This is a genomic window from Umezawaea tangerina (assembly GCF_003002815.1).
Lineage (GTDB): Bacteria > Actinomycetota > Actinomycetes > Mycobacteriales > Pseudonocardiaceae > Umezawaea > Umezawaea tangerina.
The window spans coordinates 479,936-504,554 of record NZ_PVTF01000001.1; the positions used below are offsets into that span (position 1 = coordinate 479,936).

Annotated in this window: 23 protein-coding genes; 10 read left to right on the forward strand and 13 right to left on the reverse strand. The window is 72.3% G+C overall.

Going from position 1 to position 24,619, the window contains the following annotated elements; translation table 11 throughout:
- Positions 1–64 precede the first annotated feature (64 nt).
- From CLV43_RS02300 to CLV43_RS02310, 3 genes are all read right to left on the reverse strand, one after another.
- Positions 65–658 (reverse strand): NAD(P)H-binding protein, encoded by a 594-nt coding sequence (locus tag CLV43_RS02300; RefSeq protein ID WP_106185259.1) that lies wholly within the window; start codon positions 656–658, stop codon positions 65–67.
- A 76-nt stretch (positions 659–734) separates the two neighbouring features.
- Positions 735–2,717: an acetate--CoA ligase gene (gene acs, locus CLV43_RS02305; RefSeq protein ID WP_106185260.1), complete on the reverse strand. Its 1,983-nt coding sequence runs from the start codon at positions 2,715–2,717 to the stop codon at positions 735–737.
- 253 nt (positions 2,718–2,970) lie between these two features.
- Entirely contained in the window at positions 2,971–3,552 is a 582-nt protein-coding gene (locus CLV43_RS02310) for a GNAT family N-acetyltransferase (protein ID WP_245886072.1), read from the reverse strand.
- A 92-nt stretch (positions 3,553–3,644) separates the two neighbouring features.
- Here CLV43_RS02310 and CLV43_RS02315 point away from each other — a divergent pair, with 92 nt between their 5' ends.
- Positions 3,645–4,370 carry a Fic family protein gene (locus CLV43_RS02315; RefSeq protein ID WP_106185262.1) on the forward strand — a complete coding sequence of 242 codons (726 nt, stop codon included), beginning with the start codon at positions 3,645–3,647 and terminating at the stop codon, positions 4,368–4,370.
- Here CLV43_RS02315 and CLV43_RS02320 read toward each other — a convergent pair whose 3' ends face one another.
- From CLV43_RS02320 to CLV43_RS02330, 3 genes are all read right to left on the reverse strand, one after another.
- A complete protein-coding gene (locus CLV43_RS02320; protein ID WP_106185263.1) occupies positions 4,371–4,868 on the reverse strand; it encodes a hypothetical protein in 498 nt (165 codons plus the stop codon).
- An 88-nt stretch (positions 4,869–4,956) separates the two neighbouring features.
- Positions 4,957–6,102: a kynureninase gene (gene kynU / locus CLV43_RS02325; protein ID WP_245886073.1), complete on the reverse strand. Its 1,146-nt coding sequence runs from the start codon at positions 6,100–6,102 to the stop codon at positions 4,957–4,959.
- A complete protein-coding gene (locus tag CLV43_RS02330; protein ID WP_106185264.1) occupies positions 6,099–6,935 on the reverse strand; it encodes a tryptophan 2,3-dioxygenase in 837 nt (278 codons plus the stop codon). Before CLV43_RS02330 ends, kynU begins: the two co-directional genes overlap by 4 nt.
- A 34-nt stretch (positions 6,936–6,969) precedes the next feature.
- Here CLV43_RS02330 and CLV43_RS02335 point away from each other — a divergent pair, with 34 nt between their 5' ends.
- A complete protein-coding gene (locus tag CLV43_RS02335) occupies positions 6,970–7,497 on the forward strand; it encodes an Lrp/AsnC family transcriptional regulator (RefSeq protein WP_483887663.1) in 528 nt (175 codons plus the stop codon).
- Here the strand turns inward: CLV43_RS02335 and CLV43_RS02340 are convergent.
- The 6 genes from CLV43_RS02340 to CLV43_RS02365 form a co-directional block, all read right to left on the reverse strand.
- Positions 7,480–8,406, reverse strand: a complete 927-nt coding sequence (locus CLV43_RS02340) for an N-acetylmuramic acid 6-phosphate etherase (RefSeq protein WP_106185265.1) — start codon at positions 8,404–8,406, stop codon at positions 7,480–7,482. The genes CLV43_RS02335 and CLV43_RS02340 overlap by 18 nt on opposite strands.
- Entirely contained in the window at positions 8,403–9,326 is a 924-nt protein-coding gene (locus CLV43_RS02345) for a MurR/RpiR family transcriptional regulator (protein WP_245886074.1), read from the reverse strand. Before CLV43_RS02345 ends, CLV43_RS02340 begins: the two co-directional genes overlap by 4 nt.
- 131 nt (positions 9,327–9,457) lie before the next feature.
- Positions 9,458–11,104, reverse strand: coding sequence for a serine hydrolase domain-containing protein (locus tag CLV43_RS02350; RefSeq protein ID WP_106185266.1), 1,647 nt, complete (start codon positions 11,102–11,104; stop codon positions 9,458–9,460).
- Between the two features lie 8 nt (positions 11,105–11,112).
- A complete protein-coding gene (locus CLV43_RS02355; protein WP_425445715.1) occupies positions 11,113–12,345 on the reverse strand; it encodes an exo-beta-N-acetylmuramidase NamZ family protein in 1,233 nt (410 codons plus the stop codon).
- Complete coding sequence (locus tag CLV43_RS02360; RefSeq protein WP_245886075.1) at positions 12,342–13,976, reverse strand: glycoside hydrolase family 3 protein; 1,635 nt, start codon at positions 13,974–13,976, stop codon at positions 12,342–12,344. The genes CLV43_RS02355 and CLV43_RS02360 overlap by 4 nt, the downstream gene beginning before the upstream one ends.
- A gap of 663 nt (positions 13,977–14,639) precedes the next feature.
- The gene (locus CLV43_RS02365) at positions 14,640–15,467 is read right to left on the reverse strand and encodes an HAD family hydrolase (protein WP_106185267.1); all 828 of its coding nucleotides are present in this window, start codon (positions 15,465–15,467) and stop codon (positions 14,640–14,642) included.
- Positions 15,468–15,912: 445 nt separating this feature from the next.
- On the opposite strand from CLV43_RS02365, the gene ssd reads away from it, so the two are divergent.
- The 8 genes from ssd to CLV43_RS02405 all read left to right on the forward strand — a co-directional run bounded on the left by ssd (position 15,913) and on the right by CLV43_RS02405 (position 22,175).
- Positions 15,913–16,977 carry a septum site-determining protein Ssd gene (ssd, locus tag CLV43_RS02370; protein ID WP_245886076.1) on the forward strand — a complete coding sequence of 355 codons (1,065 nt, stop codon included), beginning with the start codon at positions 15,913–15,915 and terminating at the stop codon, positions 16,975–16,977.
- Between the two features lie 355 nt (positions 16,978–17,332).
- The gene (locus CLV43_RS02375; RefSeq protein ID WP_106185269.1) at positions 17,333–18,487 is read left to right on the forward strand and encodes a TadA family conjugal transfer-associated ATPase; all 1,155 of its coding nucleotides are present in this window, start codon (positions 17,333–17,335) and stop codon (positions 18,485–18,487) included.
- Positions 18,488–18,501: 14 nt separating this feature from the next.
- Entirely contained in the window at positions 18,502–19,302 is an 801-nt protein-coding gene (locus tag CLV43_RS02380; protein WP_245886077.1) for a type II secretion system F family protein, read from the forward strand.
- On the forward strand, positions 19,299–19,856 hold the full coding sequence (locus CLV43_RS02385; protein ID WP_106185270.1) for a type II secretion system F family protein: 558 nt from the start codon (positions 19,299–19,301) through the stop codon (positions 19,854–19,856). Before CLV43_RS02380 ends, CLV43_RS02385 begins: the two co-directional genes overlap by 4 nt.
- 36 nt (positions 19,857–19,892) lie before the next feature.
- The gene (locus CLV43_RS02390; protein WP_106185271.1) at positions 19,893–20,072 is read left to right on the forward strand and encodes a DUF4244 domain-containing protein; all 180 of its coding nucleotides are present in this window, start codon (positions 19,893–19,895) and stop codon (positions 20,070–20,072) included.
- Positions 20,069–20,416 carry a TadE family type IV pilus minor pilin gene (locus tag CLV43_RS02395; RefSeq protein WP_106185272.1) on the forward strand — a complete coding sequence of 116 codons (348 nt, stop codon included), beginning with the start codon at positions 20,069–20,071 and terminating at the stop codon, positions 20,414–20,416. The genes CLV43_RS02390 and CLV43_RS02395 overlap by 4 nt, the downstream gene beginning before the upstream one ends.
- A gap of 531 nt (positions 20,417–20,947) precedes the next feature.
- Complete coding sequence (locus tag CLV43_RS49045; protein ID WP_170155671.1) at positions 20,948–21,265, forward strand: Rv3654c family TadE-like protein; 318 nt, start codon at positions 20,948–20,950, stop codon at positions 21,263–21,265.
- A gap of 265 nt (positions 21,266–21,530) precedes the next feature.
- Complete coding sequence (locus tag CLV43_RS02405) at positions 21,531–22,175, forward strand: bifunctional DNA primase/polymerase (RefSeq protein WP_106185274.1); 645 nt, start codon at positions 21,531–21,533, stop codon at positions 22,173–22,175.
- On the opposite strand, the gene CLV43_RS02410 is transcribed toward CLV43_RS02405, so the two are convergent.
- On the reverse strand, positions 22,145–24,526 hold the full coding sequence (locus tag CLV43_RS02410) for a DEAD/DEAH box helicase (protein WP_106185933.1): 2,382 nt from the start codon (positions 24,524–24,526) through the stop codon (positions 22,145–22,147). The two genes, CLV43_RS02405 and CLV43_RS02410, sit on opposite strands and share 31 nt — an antisense overlap.
- Positions 24,527–24,619 lie beyond the last annotated feature (93 nt).

The following is a 24,619-nucleotide window of genomic DNA, read 5'->3' on the forward strand; positions in this document are numbered from 1 at the left end:
GTCTAGAGGACAGCACCATGCTGCTGCCGACCAGACTTCCCGGCTCACCAGAACCCACCCTAGCTCACCGGCCGAGCACCCTGATCTGCTTGTTCTCCACGATTCCCGGAGTGCCGGACGACCGGTCCAGGGCCGCCTGGACCATCGCCCTGGCCAGCGCGTCCACACCCACCGACAACGGGCCGTACAACGCTCGGACCAGAGCGTTCGTCCCGACGGGGAGGACCTTGGCAGGCCGGAAGCAGAAGACCTCGAACCCGCCGCGCCGCGCGGCGAGCTCGCGCAACCCGGCCTCCGCGCGGCCCTTGGGGCTGTCCGGGGACGTGCCCCACCCGCTCACGTAGCAGAACCGGAAGTCGTCGGTGGCCGCCGCGGAGGCGAAGGCCAGGGGGAAGTCGACGGTGAGGCGCTCGTGGGCGGCCTTGTCGCCGCCCGGCGCGTAGCGGCTGCCGAGCGTCCAGACGCAGGCGTCGTGCCCGAGCACCCGGTCGTCGTAGCTGGTGAAGTCGTCGAGCACGACCGACCGGACCTTGTCCGACCCGACCTGCACCGGCCGCCGGGTCAGGCAGGTCACCTGTGTGACGTCCGGCCGGTCGACCAGCTGCCGGAGCACCTCCGACCCGATGAACCCGGTCGCTCCGGTCAACGCCACCTTCATGCGTCCCAATCCCTTGCACACGACACGGGACCCGTGGGGTCGTCACGTGGACGGCCCCACGGGTCCGGTCTGAGAGTCAGTCCTCGGTCGTGGTCTTCAGACCGCTGGAGATCAAGTCCATCACGGACGAGTCCGCCAGGGTGGTCACGTCGCCGACTTGGCGGTTTTCCGCCACGTCCTTCAGCAGCCTGCGCATGATCTTGCCGGAGCGGGTCTTCGGCAGCTCGGGCACGACCATGATCTGCCGCGGCTTCGCGATCGGGCCGATCTCCTTCGCCACGTGCTCGCGCAGCGCCTTGATCGCTTCCGCGCCGGACGCGCTGTCGCCCGCGCCGCCGCGCAGGATCACGAACGCCACGATGCCCTGGCCGGTGGTCGGGTCGGACGCGCCGACGACCGCCGCCTCGGCCACGGTCGGGTGCGAGACCAGGGCGGACTCGACCTCGGTGGTGGAGATGCGGTGGCCGGACACGTTCATCACGTCGTCCACCCGGCCGAGCAGCCAGATGTCGCCGTCGGCGTCGTACTTCGCGCCGTCGCCCGCGAAGTAGAAGCCCTCCTTCTCGAACCGCGACCAGTACGTGTCGCGGAACCGCTGCTCGTCGCCCCAGATGCCGCGCAGCATCGACGGCCACGGCTGGTCGAGCACGAGGTAGCCACCGCCGCCGTGCGCGACCTCGACACCCTGCTCGTCGACGACCTTCGCGCCGATGCCGGGCAGCGGCCGCTGCGCCGAGCCGGGCTTGGTCGAGATGACACCGGGCAGCGGCGAGATCATGATCGCGCCGGTCTCGGTCTGCCACCAGGTGTCCACGATCGGCGCCTTGCCCGCGCCGATGTGCTCGCGGTACCAGATCCACGCCTCGGGGTTGATCGGCTCGCCGACGCTGCCCAGGACGCGCAGCGAGGACAGGTCGTACTTCGCGGGGATGTCGTCGCCCCACTTCATGAACGTGCGGATCAGGGTGGGCGCCGTGTAGTAGATCGAGACGCCGTACTCCTGGATGATCTCCCAGTGCCGACCCTCGTGCGGGGTGTTCGGCGTGCCCTCGTAGACGACCTGGGTGACGCGGTTGGCCAGCGGGCCGTAGACGATGTAGCTGTGCCCGGTGACCCAGCCGATGTCGGCGGTGCACCAGTACACGTCGGTGTCCGGCTTGAGGTCGAACACGTTGTGGTGCGTGTACGCGGTCTGCGTCAGGTACCCGCCGGCCGTGTGCAGGATGCCCTTCGGCTTCCCGGTCGTGCCGGAGGTGTAGAGGATGAACAGCGGGTGCTCGCTGTCGAACGCCTCGGGCGCGTGCTCCTCGGACTGGCCGTCCACGACGTCGTGCCACCACACGTCGCGGCCCTCGACCCAGTCCACTTCGGACTCGGTCCGCCGCACGACGAGCACGTTGGTGACGCTGGGGGTCTGCGCGACGGCCTCGTCGACCGCGGCCTTGAGCGACACGGGCTTGCCGCGCCGGTACTGGCCGTCGGTGGTGATCACGATCTTGGCCGACGCGTCGTCGATGCGGGTGCGCAGCGCCTCGGCGGAGAAGCCCGCGAAGACGACGCTGTGCGTGGCGCCGAGCCGGGCGACGGCGAGGATCGAGAAGATCGCCTCGGGCACCATCGGCATGTAGATCGCGACCCGGTCGCCGGTCTCCAGGCCGAGCGACACCAGCGCGTTCGCGGCCTTGGAGACCTCGCGCTTGAGGTCGTTGTAGGTGATCGTGCGCTTGTCGCCCGGCTCGCCGACCCAGTGGATCGCGACCTGGTCGCCGTGGCCGGACTCGACGTGCCGGTCGACGCAGTTGTAGGCGACGTTGAGCTTGCCGCCGACGAACCACTTCGCGAACGGCGCGTCCGACCAGTCGAGGACCTGGCCCCACTTGGTGTCCCAGTCCAGCCGGTCGGCCTGCGCGGCCCAGAACGCCTCGCGGTCGGCACTCGCATCGTCGTACAGCGCGGACGTCGCGTTCGCCTGCGCGGCGAACTCCGCGCTGGGCGGGAACGTCCGGCTCTCCGTGTGCAGGTTGTCCAGGGCCGGGCCCTGGTCCGACGGCTGGGTCATGGTGCGGGACCTCCTACATTCCTGACCTACGTGCGAAGTGGCTGTGCTGACCGTAGTGCCGGTCGGCCCGGATCGACAGGCCACCGCGCCCAAAAGGTTCAGACCAATCCGCGGTAGCGGACCATCCGGGGCAGGCGAAACACGGTGCTCACTGTGTAACGACCGCATCGGTCAAGGCCACCGTTCGTCCGGTGAACGACCCGTCCGTTGCGCCCAGCGGCCCGGTCCGTGACGCGAGTCACCCCTGATCGGACTAGTTTCGGCTGGTCAGCCCCGCGCGCACGGACGGCCATTCCGGCGCGGTCACCGAGTACACGGCCGTGTCGCGCAAGGTGCCGTCCGGGCGGATGCGGTGCGCCCGCAGCGTGCCCTCGAACGTCGCGCCGAGCCGTTCGATCGCCGCCCGCGAGCGGCTGTTGAGCATGTCGGTGTGCCAGCCGACGCGCAGCGCGCCCAGGTCGTCGAACGCCCGCGCGACGAGCAGCAGCTTCGAGTTGGTGTTCATCCCGGTGCGCTGCCAGCGCGGGCCGATCCAGGTGTGTCCGATGTAGACGGCCCGGTGGACGGGGTCGACGTCGTAGTAGGACGTGGTGCCCGCGACCTCGCCGGTGGCCGGGTCGACCTGCGCCCATGCCCGCCGGTTCGGGTCGGCCAGCGCTTTGGTCACGAGCGCCCGCGCCTCGGCGAGGGTCCCCGGTTGGAGGTCGGCGAGCCACGTCCAGATGTCGGGGTCCTTGCCCGCCTCGAACAGGCCCTCGGCGTGCTCCGGCGTCAACGGCTCCAGCCGGACGTGCGGGCCGGTGAGCACGGGGCGGTCGAACCAGTCGGTGGTCACGGGTCTGACGCTAGGTCGCGAGTGGCCATCCATGAACAGCCATTGCAGGCCATTTCGAGATGGCCACTTTACTCACGGGTAATGTCCGCGCGGTGACCGATCCGCTGGCTCCGCTGCTGGACCTGCCCGGTGTGGCCGACGCCGTCGCCGCCGCCAAGAACGCCGTCTTCCAGGTGCACCGCCACCGGGTGAACCTGCGCGGCTGGGCGACCACCGCAGCCGAGGCGTCCGTGCGCGCCGCCCGCGCCTCCGCCGCGATCGAGGGCGGGTCGACCGCGATCCCGGACGACGGGTCGGTGACCGACCCCGTGCTGGCCGGGTCGCTGCGGGTCGCCGAGGCGCTCGGCACGCTGCTGCCCACGTGGGAGCGCGCGCCCTCGCAGGCGTTGGCGAGGCTGCACCTGCTGGCCGCGGCGGACTTCGCCGGTGAGCTCGGCAGGCCCCGGCTCGACCCCGGCGTGGCCGACCGGCTGGACCTGCTGGCCGGGCTGCTGACCGGTGGTACGAAGGCCCCCGGTCCGCTGCTGGTGTCGATCGTGCACGGCGAACTGCTGGCGCTGGCCCCGTTCGAGAGCGCCAACGGCGTGGTGGCGCGGGCCGCGGCCCGGCTCACGTCGATCGCCACCGGGTTGGACCCGAAGGGGCTCGGCGTGCCGGAGGTGTCGTGCCTGCGGCGGCAGGACGAGTACGACGCCGCTCTGGTCGCCTTCACCACCGGCGAGCCGGAAGGCGTCGGCCGGTGGATCCTGTTCTGCTGCTCGGCGCTGGAGGCGGGCGCCCGCGAGGCGTCGAGCATCGCGGACGCCGCCTCCGCCTGATCAGCTGGCGCCGTTGTTCACGTACCCGACGCGCACCAGTTCACTGGTCAGCGGCGAGGGCCACGCCGTCGTCACGGTCCGGTCGGCCGCCTGCGTCGGCAGGGTGAAGGTCACGGTGGCGACGGGGAAGTTGTCGCTGCCCTTCCGCGACGCGAGGTAGAGGTACTTCGTCGTGTCGGGGGAGAGCACGATTCGCTCGCCGCCGGTCGGGTCGGGCATGAGCACGCCGATGGGCAACCGGTTCCCCGCCGCGTCGTGGAACGCCAGGTAGCCGAACGAGCCCTTCAGCGTGCACGTGATGCCGGGCTTCGCCGCCAGGCGGAACGTGTAGGCCTGGTCGACCGAGTTCGGCGCGTGCCCATCCGCCACCGCCACGTCCAGGTTCGACGCGGAGCACTCGGGGGCTGGGGCGGACGCGTTGGCGGCGCTCGCGCCGACCACGCTGAGGGCGATCGCGGCGGCACCGATCAGGACTGAGGACTTCTTGGTGATGTTCACGTTGGGTACACGCCTCGGCACCACCCGTGGTGGCCCGTGAGCGAGATGTGCCACTCGCGGACAACCCGGACCCCGGCCCGAGCGTGATCTAGAGGATCTCGGCCAGGGCCTCCGCGGCCCGGCGGGCGTCGGAGTACCGGTTGTACAGCGGCGCGAACCCGAAGCGCAGCACGTCGGGCGGCCGGTGGTCGCCGATGACGTCCCGCGCGATCAGCTTCCCCATCACGGCCTCGGCGTCGGCGTGCCGCAGCGACACCTGGTGGCCGCGCCACTCGTCGGCGGGCGTGATCACCTCGATGCCCGGCAGGTCCCGCACGAGCGACCGGAAGTGGTCGGTCAGCTTGAGCCCCTTGGCCCGCACGTCGGCCAGCGACACGTGGTCCCACACGTCGAGCGCGGCGTCCAGCGCCAGCATCGACAGGATGTCCGGGGTGCCGCAGCGGGCCCGTGCGACACCGGGGTCGGGGATGTAGTCGTCCTCCATCGCGAACGGCGCGCGGTGCCCCGTCCACCCGGTCAGCGGTTGCTCGAACGACGCCTGCGCGGCCGTGGGCACGTAGAGGAACGCGGGCGCGCCGGGACCGCCGTTGAGGAACTTGTACGAGCACCCGACGGCCAGGTCGACGCCGAGCGCGTCCAGCTCGATGGGCAGCACGCCCGCGCTGTGGCAGAGGTCCCAGACCGCCTTCGCGCCGACCGCGTGCACCCGCTCGGTCACCGCGGCCATGTCCAGCATCCGGCCGGTCCGGTAGTCGACGTGGTTGAGCAGCACCACCGCGGTCCGCTCGGTCGGCTCCAGCGCGTCCGGTGACGCGGGCCGCAGCTCCAGCCCGGTCAGCTCGGCGACGGAGCGCGCGATGTAGCCGTCGGTCGGGAACGTGCCCGCGTCCACGACGATCTCGGTCCGGTCGGTGCCCCGCACGGCCGCCATCAGCGCCTTGAAGATGTTCACGCTCGTCGAGTCGCCCACGACGACCTGCCCCGGCGCGGCCCCGACCAACCGCCCGATCCGGTCGCCGACCCGTTGCGGTGCCTCCCACCAGCCCTCGGACCAGCCGCGGATGAGCCTGCGCCCCCACTGCCGCCGCACGACGTCCCGCATCCGCTCGGCGACGGCCTTCGGGGGCGCGCCGAGGGAGTTGCCGTCCAGGTAGACGACGTCGTCGTCGAGGTCGAACAGCTCGCGCACGTGCGCCAGCGGGTCGACGGCGTCCAGGTCGTCCAGGTCGTTCACACGAAGCTCCTCGCGGTCCACAGCTCGGGGAACACCGACCGTCGGGTGCGCTTCTCCAGCCAGGCCACGCCCGCGGAGCCACCCGTCCCCACCTTGGCACCCATCGAGCGCCGGGTGGCCAGGAGGTGGTCGTAGCGCCAGCGCGCGAACTCCTCGGCGATGTCGGTCAGCGCCTCGCCCAGCTCCAGCAGGTCGCGGTGGTCGCCGCGGTAGACCTCCGCCCACACCTGCTCGACGTCGGCGTTGACCTCGTAGGCCTGGCTCACGTCGCGCGCCAGCACCTCGGCCGGGATCGGCAGGCCCTGCCGGTGCAGCGCGGCCAGCACGTCGTCGTAGAGGCTCGGCGCGTGCAGCTGGGCCTCCAGCGAGTCGTGCAGCTCGGGCACGGCGCGGTGCGGCACGAGCATCGACCGGGACTTCTCGCCGAGCAGGAACTCCATCTCGCGGTACACGCCGGACTGGAAGCCCGAGCCCTCGCCGAGCGCGTCGCGGAAGGAGTTGAACTCGCCCGGCGTCATCCGCGCGATCGGCCGCCACGCCGCGTTGAGGCCCTGCATGTGCAGGTCGCTGCGGCGCAGCGTGCGCACGGCCGCGCGCAGGTCGTCGGCGCGCAGCTCGCGCTGGGCCTGCCGCCACTCGAAGACGAGCAGCCCGAAGTACAGCTCCATGATCTGGGTGATGACCAGGAACGACATCTCGCGCGGGTCGTCGGAGGCCTGCTTCTGCAGCGTGTGCAGGACGGAGGCGTGCACGTAGTCCTCGTACGGCGTGGTGCCGCCGAAGTCGAGCTTGGGGGCCTCTTCGCCGTTGTGGATGACCGGGCAGGTGCTCATGTCGTCATCATGCGTGGCCGGGTGGCATTTCTGAATGCACGTTACCGCCCTTCGGAACGGAGACTTCTCATGGCCGAAAGGCATTTCGGCGGATAGCTTTGCGTTCATGAGCATCGAGCTGGACACCGTGGACTGGGCCCTGCTGGAGGCCCTCCAGGAGGACGCGCGGCTGTCCTACAACGAGCTCGCCCGCCGGGTGCACGTCTCGCCGCCGACGGTCGCGCAGCGGGTGCGCAGGCTGGAGAACGCGGGCGTGATCACCGGCTACCGGGCCGCGGTCGACCCCACGGCGGTGGGGCGCTCGGTCGTCGCCCTGGTGCGGATGAAGTGCTACGGGCCGCGGTGCATCACCGTGCACCCGGAGCTGCTCGACGACTGCCCCGAGGTGGTCGAGGTGGTCCGGCTGACCGGGGACATCTGCTCGGTGGTCAAGGTCGTCACCACGTCGGTGCAGGAGCTGGAACGGCTGCTCGTGCGGCTTGGCGGCCACGGCGAGACGTCCAGCGCCATGGTGCTGTCCACGCCGATCCCGTGGCGCCCGGTGCTACCGGCCGTTCAGTGACACCAGCGCTTGGCGGACGTGCCCGTCCGAGCCCACCAGCGCCTCGGCGGCCCGCGCGAACGTGACGCCGGACAGCAGGTGCACCAGCGCCACCTTCAGGTCGCCGCCCGAGCCGGTCAGCGCGTCCGTGCACTCCTGCTCGGCCAGCCCGGTGGCCTCGCGCAGGATGCGCACCGTCCGGCCGCGCAGCTTCGCGTTCGTCGCCCGCATGCTGACCATCAGGTTCGAGTAGGTCCGGCCGAGCCGCACCATCACGGCCGTCGAGAACGACGTCAGCACCAGCTTCTGCGACGAGCCCGCCTTCATCCTGGTCGAGCCCGCGATGGCCTCCGGGCCGGTGTCCAGCGCGATCAGCACGTCGACCTCGCACGGCGAGGGCGTGACCGGGTTGTTCGACACGAGCACGGTGCTCGCGCCCATCGCGCGGGCCTCGCGCAGCGCCCCCACGACGAACGGCGTGCGCCCGGACGCCGTGACGCCCAGGACGAGGTCGCCCGCGGCGGCGTGCGTGCGGATCTGCGCGGCACCGCCGAGGTCGTCGTCCTCGACGTTCTCCAAGGCCCGCACCAGCGCCTCCTGGCCGCCGGCGTGGTGCGCCAGGAACCAGTCGGGCGGGGTGTTGAACGTGGGCACCAGCTCCGCCGCGTCGAGCGTGGCGAGCCTGCCGGACGTGCCCGCGCCGACGTAGTGCACCCGCCCGCCCGCGCGCAGGGCGAGCACGGCGAGGTCGGCGGCGCGCGCCACCTCCGGCAGCACCGCCGCCACCGCGTCGGGCACCACGTGGTCTTCGAGGTTGATCGCTCGCAGTATGTCCAGTGTGGACATCCGGTCGATGTCGAGGGTGCGCGGGTTCCGCATCTCGGTCGGAGAGTCCACGCGCACCGCCACACCGTTCCGGTACGAGGTCATTTAGCGGTCTCCCGTCGTCGTCTGCCGTCCGGCCGCTCGCCCAGCCGGTGGCCGGACACCGCGTCGTAGGTCGCCTCCAGCGCCGTGGTGGCGCTGTCGACGTGCAGCTGGGCAACGCCGATGAACAGGCAGTCGACCACTGTGAGCTGGGCGATCCGGCTGGACATCGCACCGGAGCGGAACGTCGTCTCGCGGGCCGCCGTGGTGAGCACGTGGTCGGCGACCTCGCTGATGGGCGAGCGCGGGAAGTTGGTGAGCGCCACCGTGGTCGCGCCGTGCTCCTTGGCGACCCGCAGCGCCTCGACGGTCTCCGAGGTGGACCCGGTGTGCGAGATGCCGACCGCGACGTCGGCACCGGTCAGCACCGCCGCGCTCGTCAACGCGATGTGCGCGTCGTTCCAGGCGAAGCAGACCCGGCCGATCCGGTGCAGCTTCTGCTGGAGGTCGAACGCGACGAACGCGCTCGCGCCGAACCCGTAGACGTCCACCCTGCCCGCGCCCGCGACGGCCGCCACGACCTCGCGCAGCGCGTCGACGTCGAGCTGCTCGGCGGTCTCCTCGACGGCCCGCGCGTCGGCGAACGCCACCTTGCCGACGACCTGGCGCAGGTCGTCGGTCAGCGTGATGTCGCTGCCGAGGTCGCGGTCCACGCGGGACGCGGTCCGCGCGGTGTCCGCGGCCAGCGCGATCCGCAGCTCCGGGTAGCCGCCGACGCCGATCGCCTTGCAGAAGCGGGTCACCGTCGTCTCGCTGGTGCCCGCCGCCTCGGCGACTTCGGTGATGCTGCGGTGCGCGACCGTGGCCGGGTTCTCCAGCACGACCTTGGCGACCCGCTGCTCCGCGCGGGCGAGGCCCGGCAGCAGTGAGCGGATCTTGACCAAGGGGCTGGCGTCGAGGTAATCGGGAATGTGGCTGGACACGTGGGAAACTTACTAACCGTCACCGTCGTGGTCAACGGATCCGAGGGGTGACTCGGCCGTGTTGTGAGGATTTCTCACTCTTATGGCGCCCCTGCCTCACCGGCTGTCCATCCGATTGCGACACACCGTGCTCACCGGTCCGCAAGGCGCCAGCCCACGGCCGTGAGCGCCTCCGGGTGGCGTTCCGCGTCGAGGACGGTGCCCCGGTCGCCCGTGACCCGGATCCCGTCGACGTACACACCGCGTCCGCCGTAACCGGTGCCGCGCGTGTACACCCAGCGCACCCGGCTGCCGTCGACCGCGGCCTCCACGCGGGTCCACTTGCGCGTGCCCGTGCCGGTCAGCGTCCTCACGTCGCGCCACGTCGTGCCGTCCCCGGTCTGCAGCACCGCGCTGTCGCCCTCGTCGAGGTCGACGAACGCGTCGAACGAGACCTTCCGCGCGCCGGGCAGGTCGCCGGTCGTCAGCGTCGCCCCCGTCGCGGTCGGCGTCCACGCGTCGCGGCCCTGCTGCGGCCGGACGGCGAGCGCGCGCGCCAGCCCGTCCGCGACGGCCCGGCGGGCGGGGTTGATCGTCCCCCAGTCGCGCGAGGGGTGGACGCGGTTGGTCAGCAGGATCGCGATCGACCGCGACAGCGGGTCGACCACCAGAGTCGTGCCCGTGTACCCGGTGTGGCCCGCGGTGGCCGGTGAGCTGAGCGCGCCCATGTACCAGCGCTGGTCCAGCTCGAAGCCGAGCCCGTGCGAGTCCTCGGGGAACTCGGTGTTGAAGTTGGTCAGCATCAGCCGCACGGTCTGCGGCCGCAGGATCCGGTGCCCGTCGTAGGTGCCGCCGTTGAGGACGGTCTGGGCGAGCACCGCGAGGTCGCGCGCCGTGGAGAACACGCCCGCGTGCCCGGCGACACCGCCCAGCGACCAGGCGTTCTCGTCGTGCACCTGGCCGCGGACCATGCCGCGCGGCGGGCTCGTCTGGAACTCCGTCGCGGCGATCCGGTCGAGCTTGCTCGCGGGCGGGTTGTAGCCGGTGTCGGGCAGGCCGAGCGGCTCGGTGATGCCCTTGCGCACCAGCTCGTCCAGCGGCGACCCGCTGACCCGGTGGACGAGCTCGCCCAGCGTGATCAGGTTCAGGTCGGAGTAGGTGTACGCGGTGCCGGGGGTGGTCTGCGGCGTCGCGTCCATCACGGCCTTGATCCGGGACGGGACGTCCGGCCACTTCTGCCACAGCGGCAGCCACGGCTCCAGACCGGAGGTGTGGGTCAGCAGCTGCTCGACGGTGATGTCGGCCTTGCCGTTGACGCCGAACTCCGGCAGGTACCGCGACACCGGCTGGTCGACCCGGATCCGGCCGCGCTCGACCTGCTGCATCACCACGATCGAGGTGAACAGCTTGGAGATCGACGCCAGGTCGAAGATCGTGTTGTCCGCCATCGGCACGCGCTGCTCCACGGGCAGCTCGGTGCCCTTGGCGTCGGAGTAGCGCACCGCCCACCCGGTCGGCCGCTGCGCGACGACGGAACCGTCGTGCGCCAGCAGCGTCACCGCGCCTGCGAACATCGGGTGCCCGGTGGCGTCCGGCTCGGTGTAGCGGCGGACCTGGTCCAGGGCGGCGTCGATCGGCGCCCGGTCCAGGCCGGGGTCGCCGCGGTGCAGCTGCGTCCACGGCGGGGCGAACCCGGTGTGCGGCCGGTCGAACCGGCCGGTGGACGGGTCGGCGTGCGCCGCGACGGGCAGGGTGGTCATGGTCAGCATGGTCGCGACGAGCAGGGCTGGCAGTCGCATCGGAGTCCTCACCGGTAGTGCAGGTACTGGCGTCGGGTGCGGCGGAACGAGGTCAGCTCGGGCTCCCACGCGCCAACGATGTCGTCGACGCCCGCGCCCGCGTCGACCATGCGCCGCAGGCGGTCCGAGCCGCTGAGGTTGTCGATGAAGTCGTCCGGCCGCCACGCGAACAGGGCGGGGTAGAGCGCGCGGGCGGTCACGAGCATCGCGACCGCCGAGCGGATGGCGTCGAAGGCGGACGGGTCGGTGAGGTGCAGGGCCACCCCGCCGCAGGCCTTGCCGACGAACTTGCCGAACGTGGGCGTGAAGTACGCCTCCCGGAACCGCACGCCGGGCAGCTCCAGCTCGTTGAGCCCCTCCGCCCAGCGCCAGTCGACGTCCGGGGCGCCGATGGTCTCGAACGGCCGCGTCGTGCCGCGGCCCTCGGAGAACGCGGTGCCCTCGAACAGGCACGTGCCGGGGTAGACCAGCGCGGTGTCCTGGGTGGGCATGTTCGGGCTGGGCGGCACCCACGGCAGCCCGGTGTCCAGGTCCGCGCGCCGCCAGCCGCGGGCCCACACGACGTCCAGGCTGGACACCCGGCCGCCGTCGGAGGGCAGGAACTCGGCGTCGAAGAACCGGGCCAGCTCGCCGACGCTCATCCCGTGCTGCTGCACGATCGGCTTGCGGCCGACCCCGGTCGCGTACGCCGGGTCGAGCTGCGGGCCGCGCGCCGTGCCGCCGACCGGGTTCGGCCGGTCCAGCACGAGGAACGCCGCGCCGGTCGCCGCGGCGGCCTGCATCGCCGTGTACATGGACCAGATGTAGGTGTAGAACCGCGCGCCGACGTCCGCGATGTCGAACACCACGGTGTCCACCTGCGCCTTGCGGAACATCCCGGCGAGCTTCTCCGCGTTCGCCCCGTAGGCGTCGTACACCGGCACGCCCGTGCGCGGGTCGGGGTAGTCGCCCTCGGAACCGCCCGCCTGTGCCGTGCCGCGGAAGCCGTGCTCCGGGCCGAAGGCGGCCTGCGGGCGCTGCCCCGCGGCGACCATGGAGTCGACGACGTGGGTCTGGTCGGGCAGCACGCCGGTCGGGTTGGTGAGGATGCCGACGCGCCTGCCGCGCAGCCGCCGCCAGTCGTCCTGGGCGAGGACCTCCGCGCCCGTGACGACCCTCGTGGCCGCCGTCGCCTCCCCGCCCGTGAGCGCCAGCGCGGGCACGGCCAGTGCGCCCGCCTGGAGGAGCTGCCTGCGCCTCACCAGGTGACGCCGTGGCCGAGCGGGTACCGCGTCGGTCCCGGCACCTCGACCGGCAGCTTGCCCTTGGGGCCGGTCTCGCCGTAGACGACCTTCGCCAGCGACTCCATCGCCCCGGCGCCGTAGGAGTAGGTGGCCAGCCAGGTCGGGTTGTCGACGCCGACGTCGTACGGGTTCTGCACGGCCACCGCGACGACCGGTTTCCCGGTCGCCCGCAGCCTCGTCAGGAGCGCCTGCTGGGCGGACTGGGTGGACAACGAGTTCGTCAGCAGGACGACGACCTCGGCACCGGCCGCCGCCTGTTCGGCCGCGACGATCTGGGCCTCGGTCGGGGCGCTGCCGGTGGGCAGGGCGGTGGTGGTCGTGCCGCGGGCGGTCAGCCGGGCGGCGAGCGTGCGCGTCGTCGTCTCGCCCCAGCCCGTGACCAAGGCGGACGCGGGCTTCTTGGCCAGCGGCAGCACCTTGGCGTCGTTGCGGACCACGGTCGTGGTGCGGTCGGTGATCCGCTGGGCCGTCGCCAGGTTCGCGGGGGAGCCGACGGTGCGGGGGATCGCGCCGACGTCGACCAGGGGGCTGGTCAGCATGCCGCGCAGGAGCTTCATCCGCAGGATCCGCAGCACGCTCTGGTCGATCCGGCGCTCGCTCAGCTCGCCGCTGCGCACGGCGTCCAGCACCCCGTTGACCGCGACCTGCAGGTTCACCGGCATCAGCAGCTGGTCGACACCGGCCTTGAGCGCCAGCACGGGGATCCGCGCGTCGGAGTGCAGCTGGCGGACGCCCTCCATCTCCAGCGAGTCGGTGATGACGACCCCGTCGTAGTGCAGCTCGTTGCGCAGCAGACCGGTGACGACCGGAGCGGACAGCGTCGCGGGCTCGCCGGACGGGTCGATCCGCGGCGTCTGGATGTGCGCGGTCATGATCGAGTCGATGCCCGCGGCGATGGCGGCCCGGAACGGCGGCGCGTCCAGCTTCCGCCACTGCTCGACGGTCCGGTCGACGACCGGCAGGCTCGTGTGGCTGTCCTCGGACGTGTCGCCGTGACCGGGGAAGTGCTTCGCCGTGGCCGACACCGCGCCCTTGGCCAGGTACCGCTGCTGGTACCCGCGGACCTGCGCGGCGACCATGTCGGAGGCCAGCGCGGGGTCGCTGGAGTAGGAGCGGACCCCGATGACCGGGTTCGCCGGGTTCGAGTTCACGTCCGCGTCCGGCGCGAAGTCCTGGGTGATCCCCATCGCGCGCAGCTCGTTCGCGGTGATGGTGGCGGCCTTCTCCGCGTCCGCCGTCGACCGGCCCGCGCCGAGCGCCATGTTGCCGGGGAACTGGGTCGCGGGCGCGCCGATCCGGGTGACGATCCCCATCTCCTGGTCGGTCGAGATCGCCAGCGGGATGTGCAGACCGGACGACATCGCGGCCCGCTGCAGGCCGTTGGACAGGGTGGCGACCTGCTGCGGGGTGTCGATGTTGTCGCGGGTGGAGTTGTTGAAGTAGATGACGCCACCGGGGTGGAACTTGGCGACCACCTGGGCCGGGGTGTCCACGCCGAAGTTCGTCCGGTTGGCGGGGTTCACCTCGTCGGGTGACTGGCCGTTGAGGTAGGTGACGAACAGCTGGCCGACCTTGTCCTCCAAGGACATCCGCCGGACCATGGTGGTGATGTTCCGCGCCGACGTGGAATCCGGTTGGGCCGACGCGGTCAACGGCGCACCCACCACGGCCGTGACCAGCGCGACAACCGCTAACGGACGAGCGACCTGGTACACAGGGCCTCCCCAGGCGTGTTTTTCACCGCTGTGCGGGCATCTTCGCAAGTTACCCACGTCACGGGAGGCGGTCAACGGCCGGGGATCGTGCCAGGTCCGGGGGAATACCGCTCGGCGGAAAAGGGGTGCCCAGACGGAAAAGGGCGGAGCCCCCGCACTCTCGTGAGGGGGCTCCGCCACCAGCACGGGCCTTCGAGTTACCAAGCGTGCAACTCGTGCCGTATCAACCTGGCCTCGGCGTCCAGCGTCCCGGTACGCAGGCCCTTGACGGCAAGCCTCCCGCGGCGTGCTGCGCGTGGGTGCTCGAGGTCCGTGCACGGAGATCTGCCGGGGTGGACGTCGCTTATCTTCTGCTTCGCCCCTGGCCGACCCGAAGTCCGCACCTCCATTTGTAGACCGTGTGCCGCGTCACAGCAAGGTCTCGGACGAGTGCACCGGTCAAGCAACGTTCAGTAGCCGAAGTTGGTCGCGCACAGGGGTTTCCGGCCTCGGTACCGCTGATCGGGCGGTGCTCGCGACCCGTGGGTCGACAGGGGGTCAGCTGCGGCGCCTGCGCCTCATGCCGTACCAGGCGACACCGGCCGCGGCGGCCGCGCCGAGCCCGATCGCGGTGACCGCGACGGCCGTGCCCGACGGGGTGGGGATGCGGGCGCGCAACGACACCGGGTCGGAGAACGTGAGCACCGGCCAGCCCCGTTGCGCGGCGACCTTGCGCAGCGCACGGTCCGGGTTCACCGCGGTGGGGTGGCCGACGACCTCCAGGAGCGGCAGGTCCGACACCGAGTCCGAGTAGGCGAAGCAGTCCTCGAGGTCGTAGCCGTGCTTCTGCGCCAGCTGCTTGACCGCGATGGCCTTGTTCTCGCCCGCGCAGTAGAAGTCGACCTCGCCGGAGTAGCGGCCGCCGGTGACGAACATCCGCGTCCCCACGCTGTGCGTGGCGCCGACCATGCCGGCGATCGGCGCGACCAGCTCCTCGCCGGAGGCCGACACCACGACGACGTCGTGGCCCTCCGACTTGTGGTCGGTGATCAGCTGGGTGGCCTCCTTGTAGACCAGCGGGTCGACGATGTCGTGCAGCGTCTCGTCGACGATGGAGCGGACCTGCTCGACGTCCCACCCCTCGCAGAGCGCGGTGATGTGGGACCGCATGCGGTCCATCTGGTCGGCGTCCGCGCCCGCGAGCATGAACACGAACTGCGCGTAGGCGCTCTTGAGCACCGCGCGCCGGTTGATCAGACCCTCTTGGAAGAAGGGGCGGCTGAACGCCAGCGTGCTCGACTTGGCGATGACCGTCTTGTCCAGGTCGAAGAACGCGGCGACTCGGGTGCCTTGTGCGGGGGCTTCGCCGCTGCCGGGATCGGTCACGCGGTCAGTTTAAGGGCTGGCGAGACGGGCGCGTTTCGCTTGTTGACGAAGAGGATGCGTGGCGAGCGCGGAAATTCCTCGTGTCCCTCTAACGGAAGACACGCACCACCCCCGCATGTGGGGATACAGTGGGGGAGTCCGGTTCTGCCGGACAGGTTCAGTCCGACCCCCCGGGACTGAACCAATGACGACCCCCGTCCCTCCCCCCTGGCGGGGGTCGTCCCATGTCCGGGGTCGGGTGGACCGGGTGTCCACTCCCGTTTTCGGAGCCCAACCCCTCAGCTTCCCGCACGCCACCGACAGTTCCGGCGAACCGCCGTCGAGTTGTCCACAGGGCGGGTGGTTGTCCACATCTCGATCTTGTCGCCTTGTGGCCTTGCTCACGACAGCCGACCGTTGGACCAGGGCCCGCACCGGGTCCGGGAGTCGACGGAGGTGGGTCGGGGTGGACACGAGGCGACCGGTGGCGCTGGTGGGGGACGAGGTGCTGCTGGACGAACTGCTGCGCCTGGCGGCCGCCGCTGGGTGCGAGCTCGACCGCGTGCCGGACGTCGCGGCGTTGCGCGCCCGGTGGAAGGACGCGCCGCTGGTCCTGCTCGACGAGTGGGCCGCCTCCGAGTGCGGGCTCGTCGACCTGCCCCGCCGCGCGGGCGCCTACCTGGTCTGCACCCGGCCGCCCGCGGAGCACGTGTGGCGGGAGGCGTTGGCGTTGGGGCTGGAGCGCGTGGTCGAGCTCCCCGCGGGCGACCAGTGGCTGGTAGGTGCGCTGGCCGACCTGGCGGAAGGGCCGCCCAGCGGTGAGGGGCGGGTGGTCGCCGTCCTCGGCGGTCGCGGTGGTGCGGGCGCCTCCGTCCTCGCCGCCGCGTTGGGCCAAGCCGTCCTCAGCTCGGGTGGTCAGGGCCTGCTCGTCGACTGCGACCCGTTGGGCGGCGGTTTGGACCTGACGTTGGGCGACGAGTCCCACGAGGGCCCGCGCTGGCCGGAGCTGCACCTCTCCGGTGGCCGCGTGGCCGCCTCCGCCCTGCACTCGGCCCTGCCCGGCCGCACCGGCAAAGGCGGCAGGCTGACCGTCCTCTCCTGCGACCGCGACGGTCCCGGTCCGGAACCCGACGCCGTGGCCGCTGTCGTCGAGGCGGGGCGCAGAGCGGGAGAGACCGTCATCTGCGACCTCCCGCGCCACCTCACCGCCTCCGCCCTCGCCGCCCTCACCCGCGCCGACCTCACCGTCCTGGTCGTCCCCGCCGAGGTCCGCGCCTGCGCCGCAGCCAAACGCGTGGCCCACCAGCTCATCTCCCACGGCGCCACCCTCGGCGTCGTCGTCCGCGCCCCCGGCCCGACCGGCCTGCGCGGCAAGGAGATCGCCGACACCATCGGCGCCACCCTCCTCACCTCCATGCGCCCAGAACCCCGCCTCGCCTCAGCGCTCGACAACGGCCGCTTCCCCACCGCCACCCGCGGCCCCTTGGCCCGTGCCGCCACCGCCGTCCTGGCAGCACTCCACGCCGACTGACCGCTTTCCCGACTCCGCGCTCGCATTCCCCGCGCCCCGGTCCGTCGCATCCGGTCACCCGGTGGCGGGAGCCTCCTCGTTTCCCATTGCTGCCAACAACTTCCGTCCAGTCCGAGGTAGCCGACCGAGCGAACCGGTCGCACCCGACACCTACTGCGTTGAGGCAACGGCGTTGATCCCACCCGGCTTGCCGGGGTGCGTTTCCGACGCCCCAAGCACTTCCCGTCCCACCGGCCACTGAGGCCCAAGTCCTACCCCAGCACCGAGGTCGCGCGACGCGCCGCTTCGGTCCGAAAAGGGTCGCGGGCGCTTCCCCGAGAGCGCCCGCGACCCGCCCAACCCCGAGGAGTCCGTCATGACCGCTGATCTGGTCGAGCGCGTCCGCCGCCGTCTCGCGACGAGCCGGGCCGAGCTGACCTCGGCCGCGGTGGCCGAGGCGGTGAGGGGCGAGGCGGGTGGTGTGCTGGGGGACGCCGAAGTGCTGTCCGCGCTGACGTTGCTGCGCCAGGAGTTCACCGGCGCGGGTCCGCTCGACCCGCTGCTGGCCGACCCGGACACCACCGACGTCCTGGTGACCGGTCCCGACGACGTGTGGGTCGACGGCGCGCAGGGCTTGCACCGCACCGGGATCACCTTCCCGGACGAGGCCGCCGTGCGCAGGCTCGCGCAGCGGCTTGCGGTGGCCGCGGGGCGCAGGCTCGACGAGGCGGTGCCCTACGTGGACGGTTGGCTCTCCGGCTCCGGTCCGGCGGGCCGGGTGCGGTTGCACGCCGTGCTGCCGCCCATCGCCGCCTCCGGCACGTGCCTGTCGCTGCGCGTCCTCCGCCCGGCCGTGCACGACCTGGCCGAGCTCCGCTCCCGCGGCACCTTCGACCAACCAACTGCCGACTTGCTCCGCGCGATCGTCGAAGCCCGCCTGGCGTTCCTCGTCACCGGGGGCACCGGCTCGGGCAAGACCACGTTGCTGGCGGCGCTGCTCGGCTGCGTCCCGCACACCGAGCGCGTGCTGTGCGTGGAGGACGCGGGGGAGCTGCAACCGCAGCACCCGCAGGTGGTCCGCCTGCTGGCCAGACCGGCCAACATCGAGGGTGCGGGGGAGGTGGCGGTCCGCGAGCTGGTCCGCCAGGCCCTGCGGATGCGGCCGGACCGGATCGTCGTCGGCGAGGTGCGCGGTGCCGAGGTCTGCGACCTGCTGGCGGCGCTCAACACCGGCCACGACGGCGGCGCCGGCACGTTGCACGCCAACTCCCCGGCCGAGGTGCCCGCCCGCCTGGAAGCGCTGGCGGCGCTGGGCGGCCTGGACCGGACCGCCCTGCACAGCCAGCTCGCCGCCGCGGTGCAGGTGGTCCTGCACATGCGCCGAAGTCCCGACGGCAGCCGCCAGCTGGCGGAGATCGGCGTGTTCGAACGCCGCATGGACACGCTCCTGGTCCGCACCGCCTGGCACCGCGAACGCGACCGACAAGCAGCCTGGCCCGTCCTGCAGACCCTGCTGGGACGGCACCGATGAACGGCGGGTACCCGATGACCTCCCTGAGCCTCGCCACCCTGGCCACCGCACTGCTGGTCCTGCCCGCGTCGGCCGCGACCCGCCGACTGCGCGCCCTGGCACCGCCCGACCACCGCCTGACCCGCAGACCGCACCGATCGGTCGTCGTGGTCACGTGCTGCGTGCTCGTCGGTCTGGTGGGCGGACCGGCGAGCCTCGTCGCCACCGCGCTGATCGGCACGGTGCTGTGGCGCGCGGGCCGTTCCCGAGCCGAGCGGCGGTCCCGGTTGGCGGCCACGGCCACGATCGCGGCGGGCCTGGCGGCGTTCGTGGCGGAGCTCAAGGCCGGGGCGCACCCGGCCGCGGCGGCCTCGGGTGCCGCGCAGGACTCCGAGGAACCGGCCACCACGGTGCTGACCACCATCGCGTCGACCGCTCGCCTGGGCGGGGACGTCGACACGGCCCTCACGACCCTCGCCGCCACGAGACCGGAGCTGACCGCGGCGCTGGGACCGCTCACGCGGGCGTGGTCGCTGTCGGACAGCCACGGCGTCCCGCTGGCCGACGTGCTCGACGCGGTCCGCCGCGACCTGGAACGCCGGGTCTCGTTCGCCGCGCAGGTCAAGGCCCGCATGGCGGGACCGGAGGCCAGCGCGGCGATCCTCGCCGCCCTCCCGGCCCTCGGGGTGCTGCTCGGCGAGCTGAGCGGCGCCCACCCGCTGCACGTCCTGACCTCCACCACGGCGGGCCAGGTCCTCCTGGTCCTAGGCGCACTGCTCATCTCCGCCGGCCTGCTGTGGAGCGCGAGGCTCACCGACCAGGCGGTCCGGTCATGACCCTCCTGCTGCTCGCCCTCGCACTCCTCGTGCTGCCGTCCCGCTCCTCGGCACTGGCCCGGCTGCGCCCGCCGACGGCGAAGCCGGAACGACCACCCCGCCCGGCGGCCGACGACCCGCTCGCCGCGGCGGCGAGCTGGGACCTGCTGGCGGCCTGCCTGCGCGCCGGACTGCCGGTCGCGAACGCGGTCCGCGCGATCGTCGACGGCCTGCCACCACCGGCCGCGGCCGCCCTGCGCCAGGTCGGCGACCTCCTGGCACTGGGCGCCGACCCGGTGACCGCGTGGGCACCCGCCCTCGCGAACCAGGACACCGCCGCACTGGCCCAGGGCGCCCGGCGCACCGCCCGCTCGGGTACCGCACTGGCCGCGCTCGCCGCCGACCTGGCGGTCCGGGTCCGCGAACGCACCGCCGACCAGGCCGAGGCCCGCGCCCAACGCGCGTCGGTTCTGGTGGCCGGCCCGCTCGCCGCCTGCTTCCTCCCGGCCTTCCTCTGCCTCGGCGTCCTGCCGGTCGTGCTCGGCCTGGCCGACCGCCTCACCGCCACCTGGTGACAGAAACCCCTGCCCGACAACCGAAAGCGAGCCGCCATGTACCGATCGATCCACGCCGCCCTCGACGACGACAGCGGCATGACGACCGCCGAGTACGCGCTCGGCACCCTGGCCGCGGCCGCACTGGCCACCGCGCTCTACCTGGTGGCCAGCAGCGACGCCGTGTCCGCCCTGCTGAGGTCGTTGCTGGACCGCGCGCTCTCGGGCATCACATGAGCCGACCCGACGACCGGGGTACCGCCACGGTCGAGGCGGCCCTCGTCATCTTCAGCCTCGCCCTGGTCCTCGGCCTCGGGTCCGCGGCCGTCGTCGCGGTCGTCGACCAGCTCCGCTGCACCGACGCCGCCCGCGAAGCCGCCCGCCTCATCGCCCGCGGCGAACCGGCACGAGCCGAGTCCGTCCTCACCACCATCGCCCCGTCCGGCGCCCGGCTCGAGGTCAGCACCGACGGCGACACGGTCCGGGTCGCCGTCACCTCGACGCCCGCGAACGGCCTGCTGCCGGGCGTCCACCTCAAGGCCACCGCCTACGCCGTCCTGGAACCGACCACCGACGACTGATCCGCGCGGCAGAACACCGCACGAGAACGACCGCGAGAACAGCACCGCATAAGAAGGAGGAAGGAAGTGCCGAACATGGCGGACGACCGCACGGCGAACGGCAGCAGGCTGTGCGGCCGAACTCATGGCCGCACTGCCAACGGCAGCAGGGCGAACGTCCGAACAGCCGGCCGCACGGCGAGCGGCACCGAGCTGTTCAGCCGAACATCCGGACGTGCGGTCAACGGCGGCACGACGCGCGGTCGAACAGCCTGCCGTCCGGTGGGCGACCGCCTGACAGTTGACGGTAATGCGGACGATCAAGGACCTGCCCACCCCGAGCCGGACGACCGCTTGCCGAACCACCTGAGGAACGACTGGCCGGCCCGCCGGGCGGATGGCGGGCCGCAGGACCGGCCGGACGACCACCGGCCGGACCAGCAACCGGAACACCCACCGGACCAGCAGCCACACCAACACCCTGACCACGAGCCGGGTCACCAGCTGGACCGCGAGCCGCACCAACAGCCGAACCAGCCGGACGACGCCGGTGTGGCGACGGTGATCGGCGTGGCCTGCATCGCGGTGTTCGCCCTGCTGGCCGTGTTCGGCATCCGCCTCGGCACCCTCGTCGTCGAACGCCACGAGGTCGCGGCGGCGGCCGACTTAGCAGCGTTGGCCGCCGCCGCCCACCTCCCCGACGGTGTTGTGGGGGCCTGCGACCGGGCGCGGTGGGTCGCCGAGCGGATGGGCAAGCGGTTGGGCGGGTGTGCGGTGAGCGGTTGGGAGGTCGTGGTCCGGGTGGACGGGGTCGGGTCGGTGTTCGGTACGCCGAGCGTTCGGGCGCGAGCGGGGCCGGCTGAAGGGTGAGGTGGGGTGGCCGCGATGAACGGTCATCCATCCACGGTGAGCGGACTCACACGCGGGCTGTTTCCGAGGTGAAGGTGGGACGAACGTTCGGCGGACAGTTCTGCCGGCCGCTGTTCGGGGATCGTTCGCCGTGCCATTCCGACCAGTTGTCGACAGGGAGTTACATCCGAGGCGGGTCATGCCGTTAATTGGAGTAGCGGCACCGACGCGGTGTCCGGCAACACCGACACAGTGTCAGTGTTTACGCAGTTGGAGGCGACAGAGCATGGAGTGGTCGGATAGCTGGCGCGGGGCCTTCCGCATCGAGCTGCGGGCAGAGGCAGTGGGCCTCGCGTGGCACGGGTGGCCTGTGCTGCCGGGTACCTATCCGGCCGGTTCGCAGAGCGGTTCGGTCCAGTGGGCCGGACGCGGCGGTGTGGACACCGACGGTCCGGTGCCGGTGCACCGCGACTGGCAGGAGCGCATCGGTACCAAGCCGGAGCAGGTCGCCGCGTGGTGGACCGGCCGGTCCTACAGCGTGCTCGCCGCCACCGGCCACGTGCTGGACGCCATCGAGGTGAGTGCCGACCTCGGTCGCCGTGCCGCCATGGCGCTGCGCACCATCGGTCTCCCGGTGCCGATCGTCGCCACCCCCGCGGGCCAGTGGATGTTCCTGGTCGAGTCGGGCCAGGCGCTGCGGGCCGATCTGGCCGCGCACAACGACATCCGCCTCTACGGCAAGGGCGAGTACATCGCGCTGCCGCCGTCCCCCGTGCAGCACGGTGTCGTGCACTGGCGCGTCAAGCCGCAGATCTGCGGCTGGCAGCTGCCGGTCTCGCGCATCGTGCAGGACGCGCTCGTCGAGGCCGTCCAGATGCCTTCGCTGTTCGAGTCCAACGCTCAGCGGCTGGTCGCCGCCGAACTGGGCTGACCCCCGATCTGGCCGTGCTGGGTGCTGTTGGTTCTCTCCCCGACAACCCCGAGAACAGTGCCCAGCACGGCCATTCCACCTGCCTTGTCCAGCGGTTCGTTGCCATTCCCGCACTTCGGCGACTGAACGCAGGACGGGCACCCGGCCGGACACGCACACGAAGCGATCGCTTCCCGAGTAGCGACCAACCAGGGGATCACAGCGGCGAAGCCGCGGTCGGCGAATCCGGCCCCTCCTGGATGACCGTCGTGCACGAACACCGTCGCCTCCCCGGTGTCAGCGTGCAGAGCGGTCGACACACCGCCGATGTCCCAGCGGTCACAGGTCGCGAACAGCGGTAGCAGGCCGATCGCAGCGTGTTCGGCGGCGTGCAGTGCACCGGGGACGCGCGCGGGATCCAGACCCGCGCCCCCCGGTGCACTGCCCACCAACAAGCCCTCCGACACTGTGTACCAGACGGCCCTGGTGAGCAGCACCTGCTCGGGCATGTCCAACGGCACCTGGTCGATCACCTGACCGGTCGGCAGCCTCCGCAGGTAGCCCACCACCTGCGACGTCACCTCGACCTCGCCGAGGCACACCGAGACGCCGTCGTAGCGCCGTTCCTCGACCGTCCGCACCACCGTGATGTCGACGGTCTCGCGCGCCATCGTCGACCACTCCGGCCGGGCGGCGTGCACGAGCGCCAGGCCCTGCTCCAGGTCGAGGTCGTCGACCAGGTACGACTCGCCCTGGTGCAGGTACACCGCGCCCTGGTGGACCGACCGGTGCGCCGCGCCCGGATCGACGGTGCCGAGCATCCGCCCGGAGTCCGCTTCCACGACGACGACCTGGTCGCCGCCGGAGCCGCGGATGTCGACGTCCGCGTGCGGGCGGTCGTGCGAAGCCCAGTACCAGCCGTTCGGCCTGCGCCGCAGCAGCTTCCGCGCCACCAGGTCCGCCAGCACGGGCAGGGCCGCGTCGCCGCCGAACTCCGCCAGACCCCCCTCGGTCAGGGGTAACTCCGCCGCCGCGCACGCCAGGTGCGGGGCCAGCACGTACGGGTTCGTCGGGTCCAGGACCGTCGCCTCGATCGGCCGGTCGAATACGGCGGGCGGGTTGTGCACGAGGTAGGTGTCCAACGGGTCGTCGCGGGCCACGAACACGACCAGCGCGCTGTCGCCGGACCGCCCGGCGCGGCCCGCCTGCTGCCAGAACGACGCCAGCGTGCCGGGGAAGCCCGCCACCACCACGGCGTCCAGCCCCGCGATGTCGACACCCAGCTCCAGCGCGTTCGTCGTCGCCACGCCGAGCAGCTCGCCGCTGGACAACGCCCGCTCCAGGGCCCGGCGCTCCTCGGGCAGGTACCCGGCGCGGTAGGCGGCGATCCGCGGCGGCAGCGACTCGTCGACCTCGGCCAGGATCCGCTTGGCGCCGATCGCCGTCAGCTCGGCGCCCACGCGGGACCGCACGAACGCCAGCGACCGGGCACCCTCGACGACGAGGTCGGCCAGGATCCGGGACGTCTCGGCACCCGCCGACCGCCGCACCGGGGCGCCGTTCTCGCCCGCGAAGTCCTCCAGCAGCGGCGGTTCCCACAGCGCGACCGTGCGCGAGGCGCGGGGCGAGCCGTCCACCGTCACCGCCGCGCACTCGGCGCCCAGCAACCGGCCCGCGGACGCCGCCGGGTCCGTCACCGTCGCCGAGGCCAGCACGAACACCGGGTCCGCGCCGTACTTCCGGGCGACTCGGCGGAGCCTGCGCAGCAGCAGCGCGACGTGCGAGCCGAACACACCCCGGTAGGCGTGGCACTCGTCGACCACCACGTACTTCAGCCTGCGGAACAGCCGGATCCACCGGGTGTGGTTCGGCAGCACCCCGCGGTGCAGCATGTCCGGGTTCGTGAACACCCAGTTGGCGTAGGCCCGCACCCAGTCGCGCTCGGCCATCGGGGTGTCGCCGTCGAACGAGGACGCGTGCACCCCCGGTACCGCCAGCCCCTCCACCGCGCGCAGCTGGTCCGCGCCCAGCGCCTTGGTCGGCGCGAGGTACAGCGCGGTCGCGCGCGGGTCCGTCGCCAGCGCGGTCAGCACCGGCAGCTGGTAGGCCAGCGACTTGCCGGACGCGGTGCCGGTCGACAGCACGACGTGGCGCCCGGACCAGGCCAGCTCCGCCGCCTCGACCTGGTGCGACCACGGCTGGGGGACCCCGCGCGCGCGTACCGAGTCGATCACCGGATCCGCCGCCCACGACGGCCACTGGGCCAACCGGGCGGCGCGACGTGGCATATCGGTGACGTGCGTCAGAGGTGATTCCCCGCTGGGCACTCCGGCGAGCACCCGCTCCAGCAGTCGGCGTCCCTGGTCGGCCACGGTCGGCAGCTTGGCACACGCCACCGACAGTTCTGACAGCCCGTCGAGACGCGTAGGACCGCATCCAGCGCGGATAACGGTGTGTGCACGGAA

Excerpts from the sequence above, each read along its gene's own strand:
- CLV43_RS02300 (WP_106185259.1), bottom strand. The coding sequence starts at position 658 with ATGAAGGTGGCGTTGACCGGAGCGACCGGGTTCATCGGGTCGGAGGTG.
- acs (WP_106185260.1), bottom strand. The coding sequence starts at position 2,717 with ATGACCCAGCCGTCGGACCAGGGCCCGGCCCTGGACAACCTGCACACG.
- CLV43_RS02330 (WP_106185264.1), bottom strand. The coding sequence starts at position 6,935 with ATGAGCACCTGCCCGGTCATCCACAACGGCGAAGAGGCCCCCAAGCTC.
- CLV43_RS02335 (WP_483887663.1), top strand. The coding sequence starts at position 6,970 with ATGCACGTTACCGCCCTTCGGAACGGAGACTTCTCATGGCCGAAAGGC.
- CLV43_RS02340 (WP_106185265.1), bottom strand. The coding sequence starts at position 8,406 with ATGACCTCGTACCGGAACGGTGTGGCGGTGCGCGTGGACTCTCCGACC.
- CLV43_RS02350 (WP_106185266.1), bottom strand. The coding sequence starts at position 11,104 with ATGCGACTGCCAGCCCTGCTCGTCGCGACCATGCTGACCATGACCACC.
- CLV43_RS02360 (WP_245886075.1), bottom strand. The coding sequence starts at position 13,976 with ATGTCCTTGGAGGACAAGGTCGGCCAGCTGTTCGTCACCTACCTCAAC.
- CLV43_RS02375 (WP_106185269.1), top strand. The coding sequence starts at position 17,333 with ATGACCGCTGATCTGGTCGAGCGCGTCCGCCGCCGTCTCGCGACGAGC.
- CLV43_RS02380 (WP_245886077.1), top strand. The coding sequence starts at position 18,502 with ATGACCTCCCTGAGCCTCGCCACCCTGGCCACCGCACTGCTGGTCCTG.
- CLV43_RS02385 (WP_106185270.1), top strand. The coding sequence starts at position 19,299 with ATGACCCTCCTGCTGCTCGCCCTCGCACTCCTCGTGCTGCCGTCCCGC.
- CLV43_RS02390 (WP_106185271.1), top strand. The coding sequence starts at position 19,893 with ATGTACCGATCGATCCACGCCGCCCTCGACGACGACAGCGGCATGACG.
- CLV43_RS02395 (WP_106185272.1), top strand. The coding sequence starts at position 20,069 with ATGAGCCGACCCGACGACCGGGGTACCGCCACGGTCGAGGCGGCCCTC.
- CLV43_RS02405 (WP_106185274.1), top strand. The coding sequence starts at position 21,531 with ATGGAGTGGTCGGATAGCTGGCGCGGGGCCTTCCGCATCGAGCTGCGG.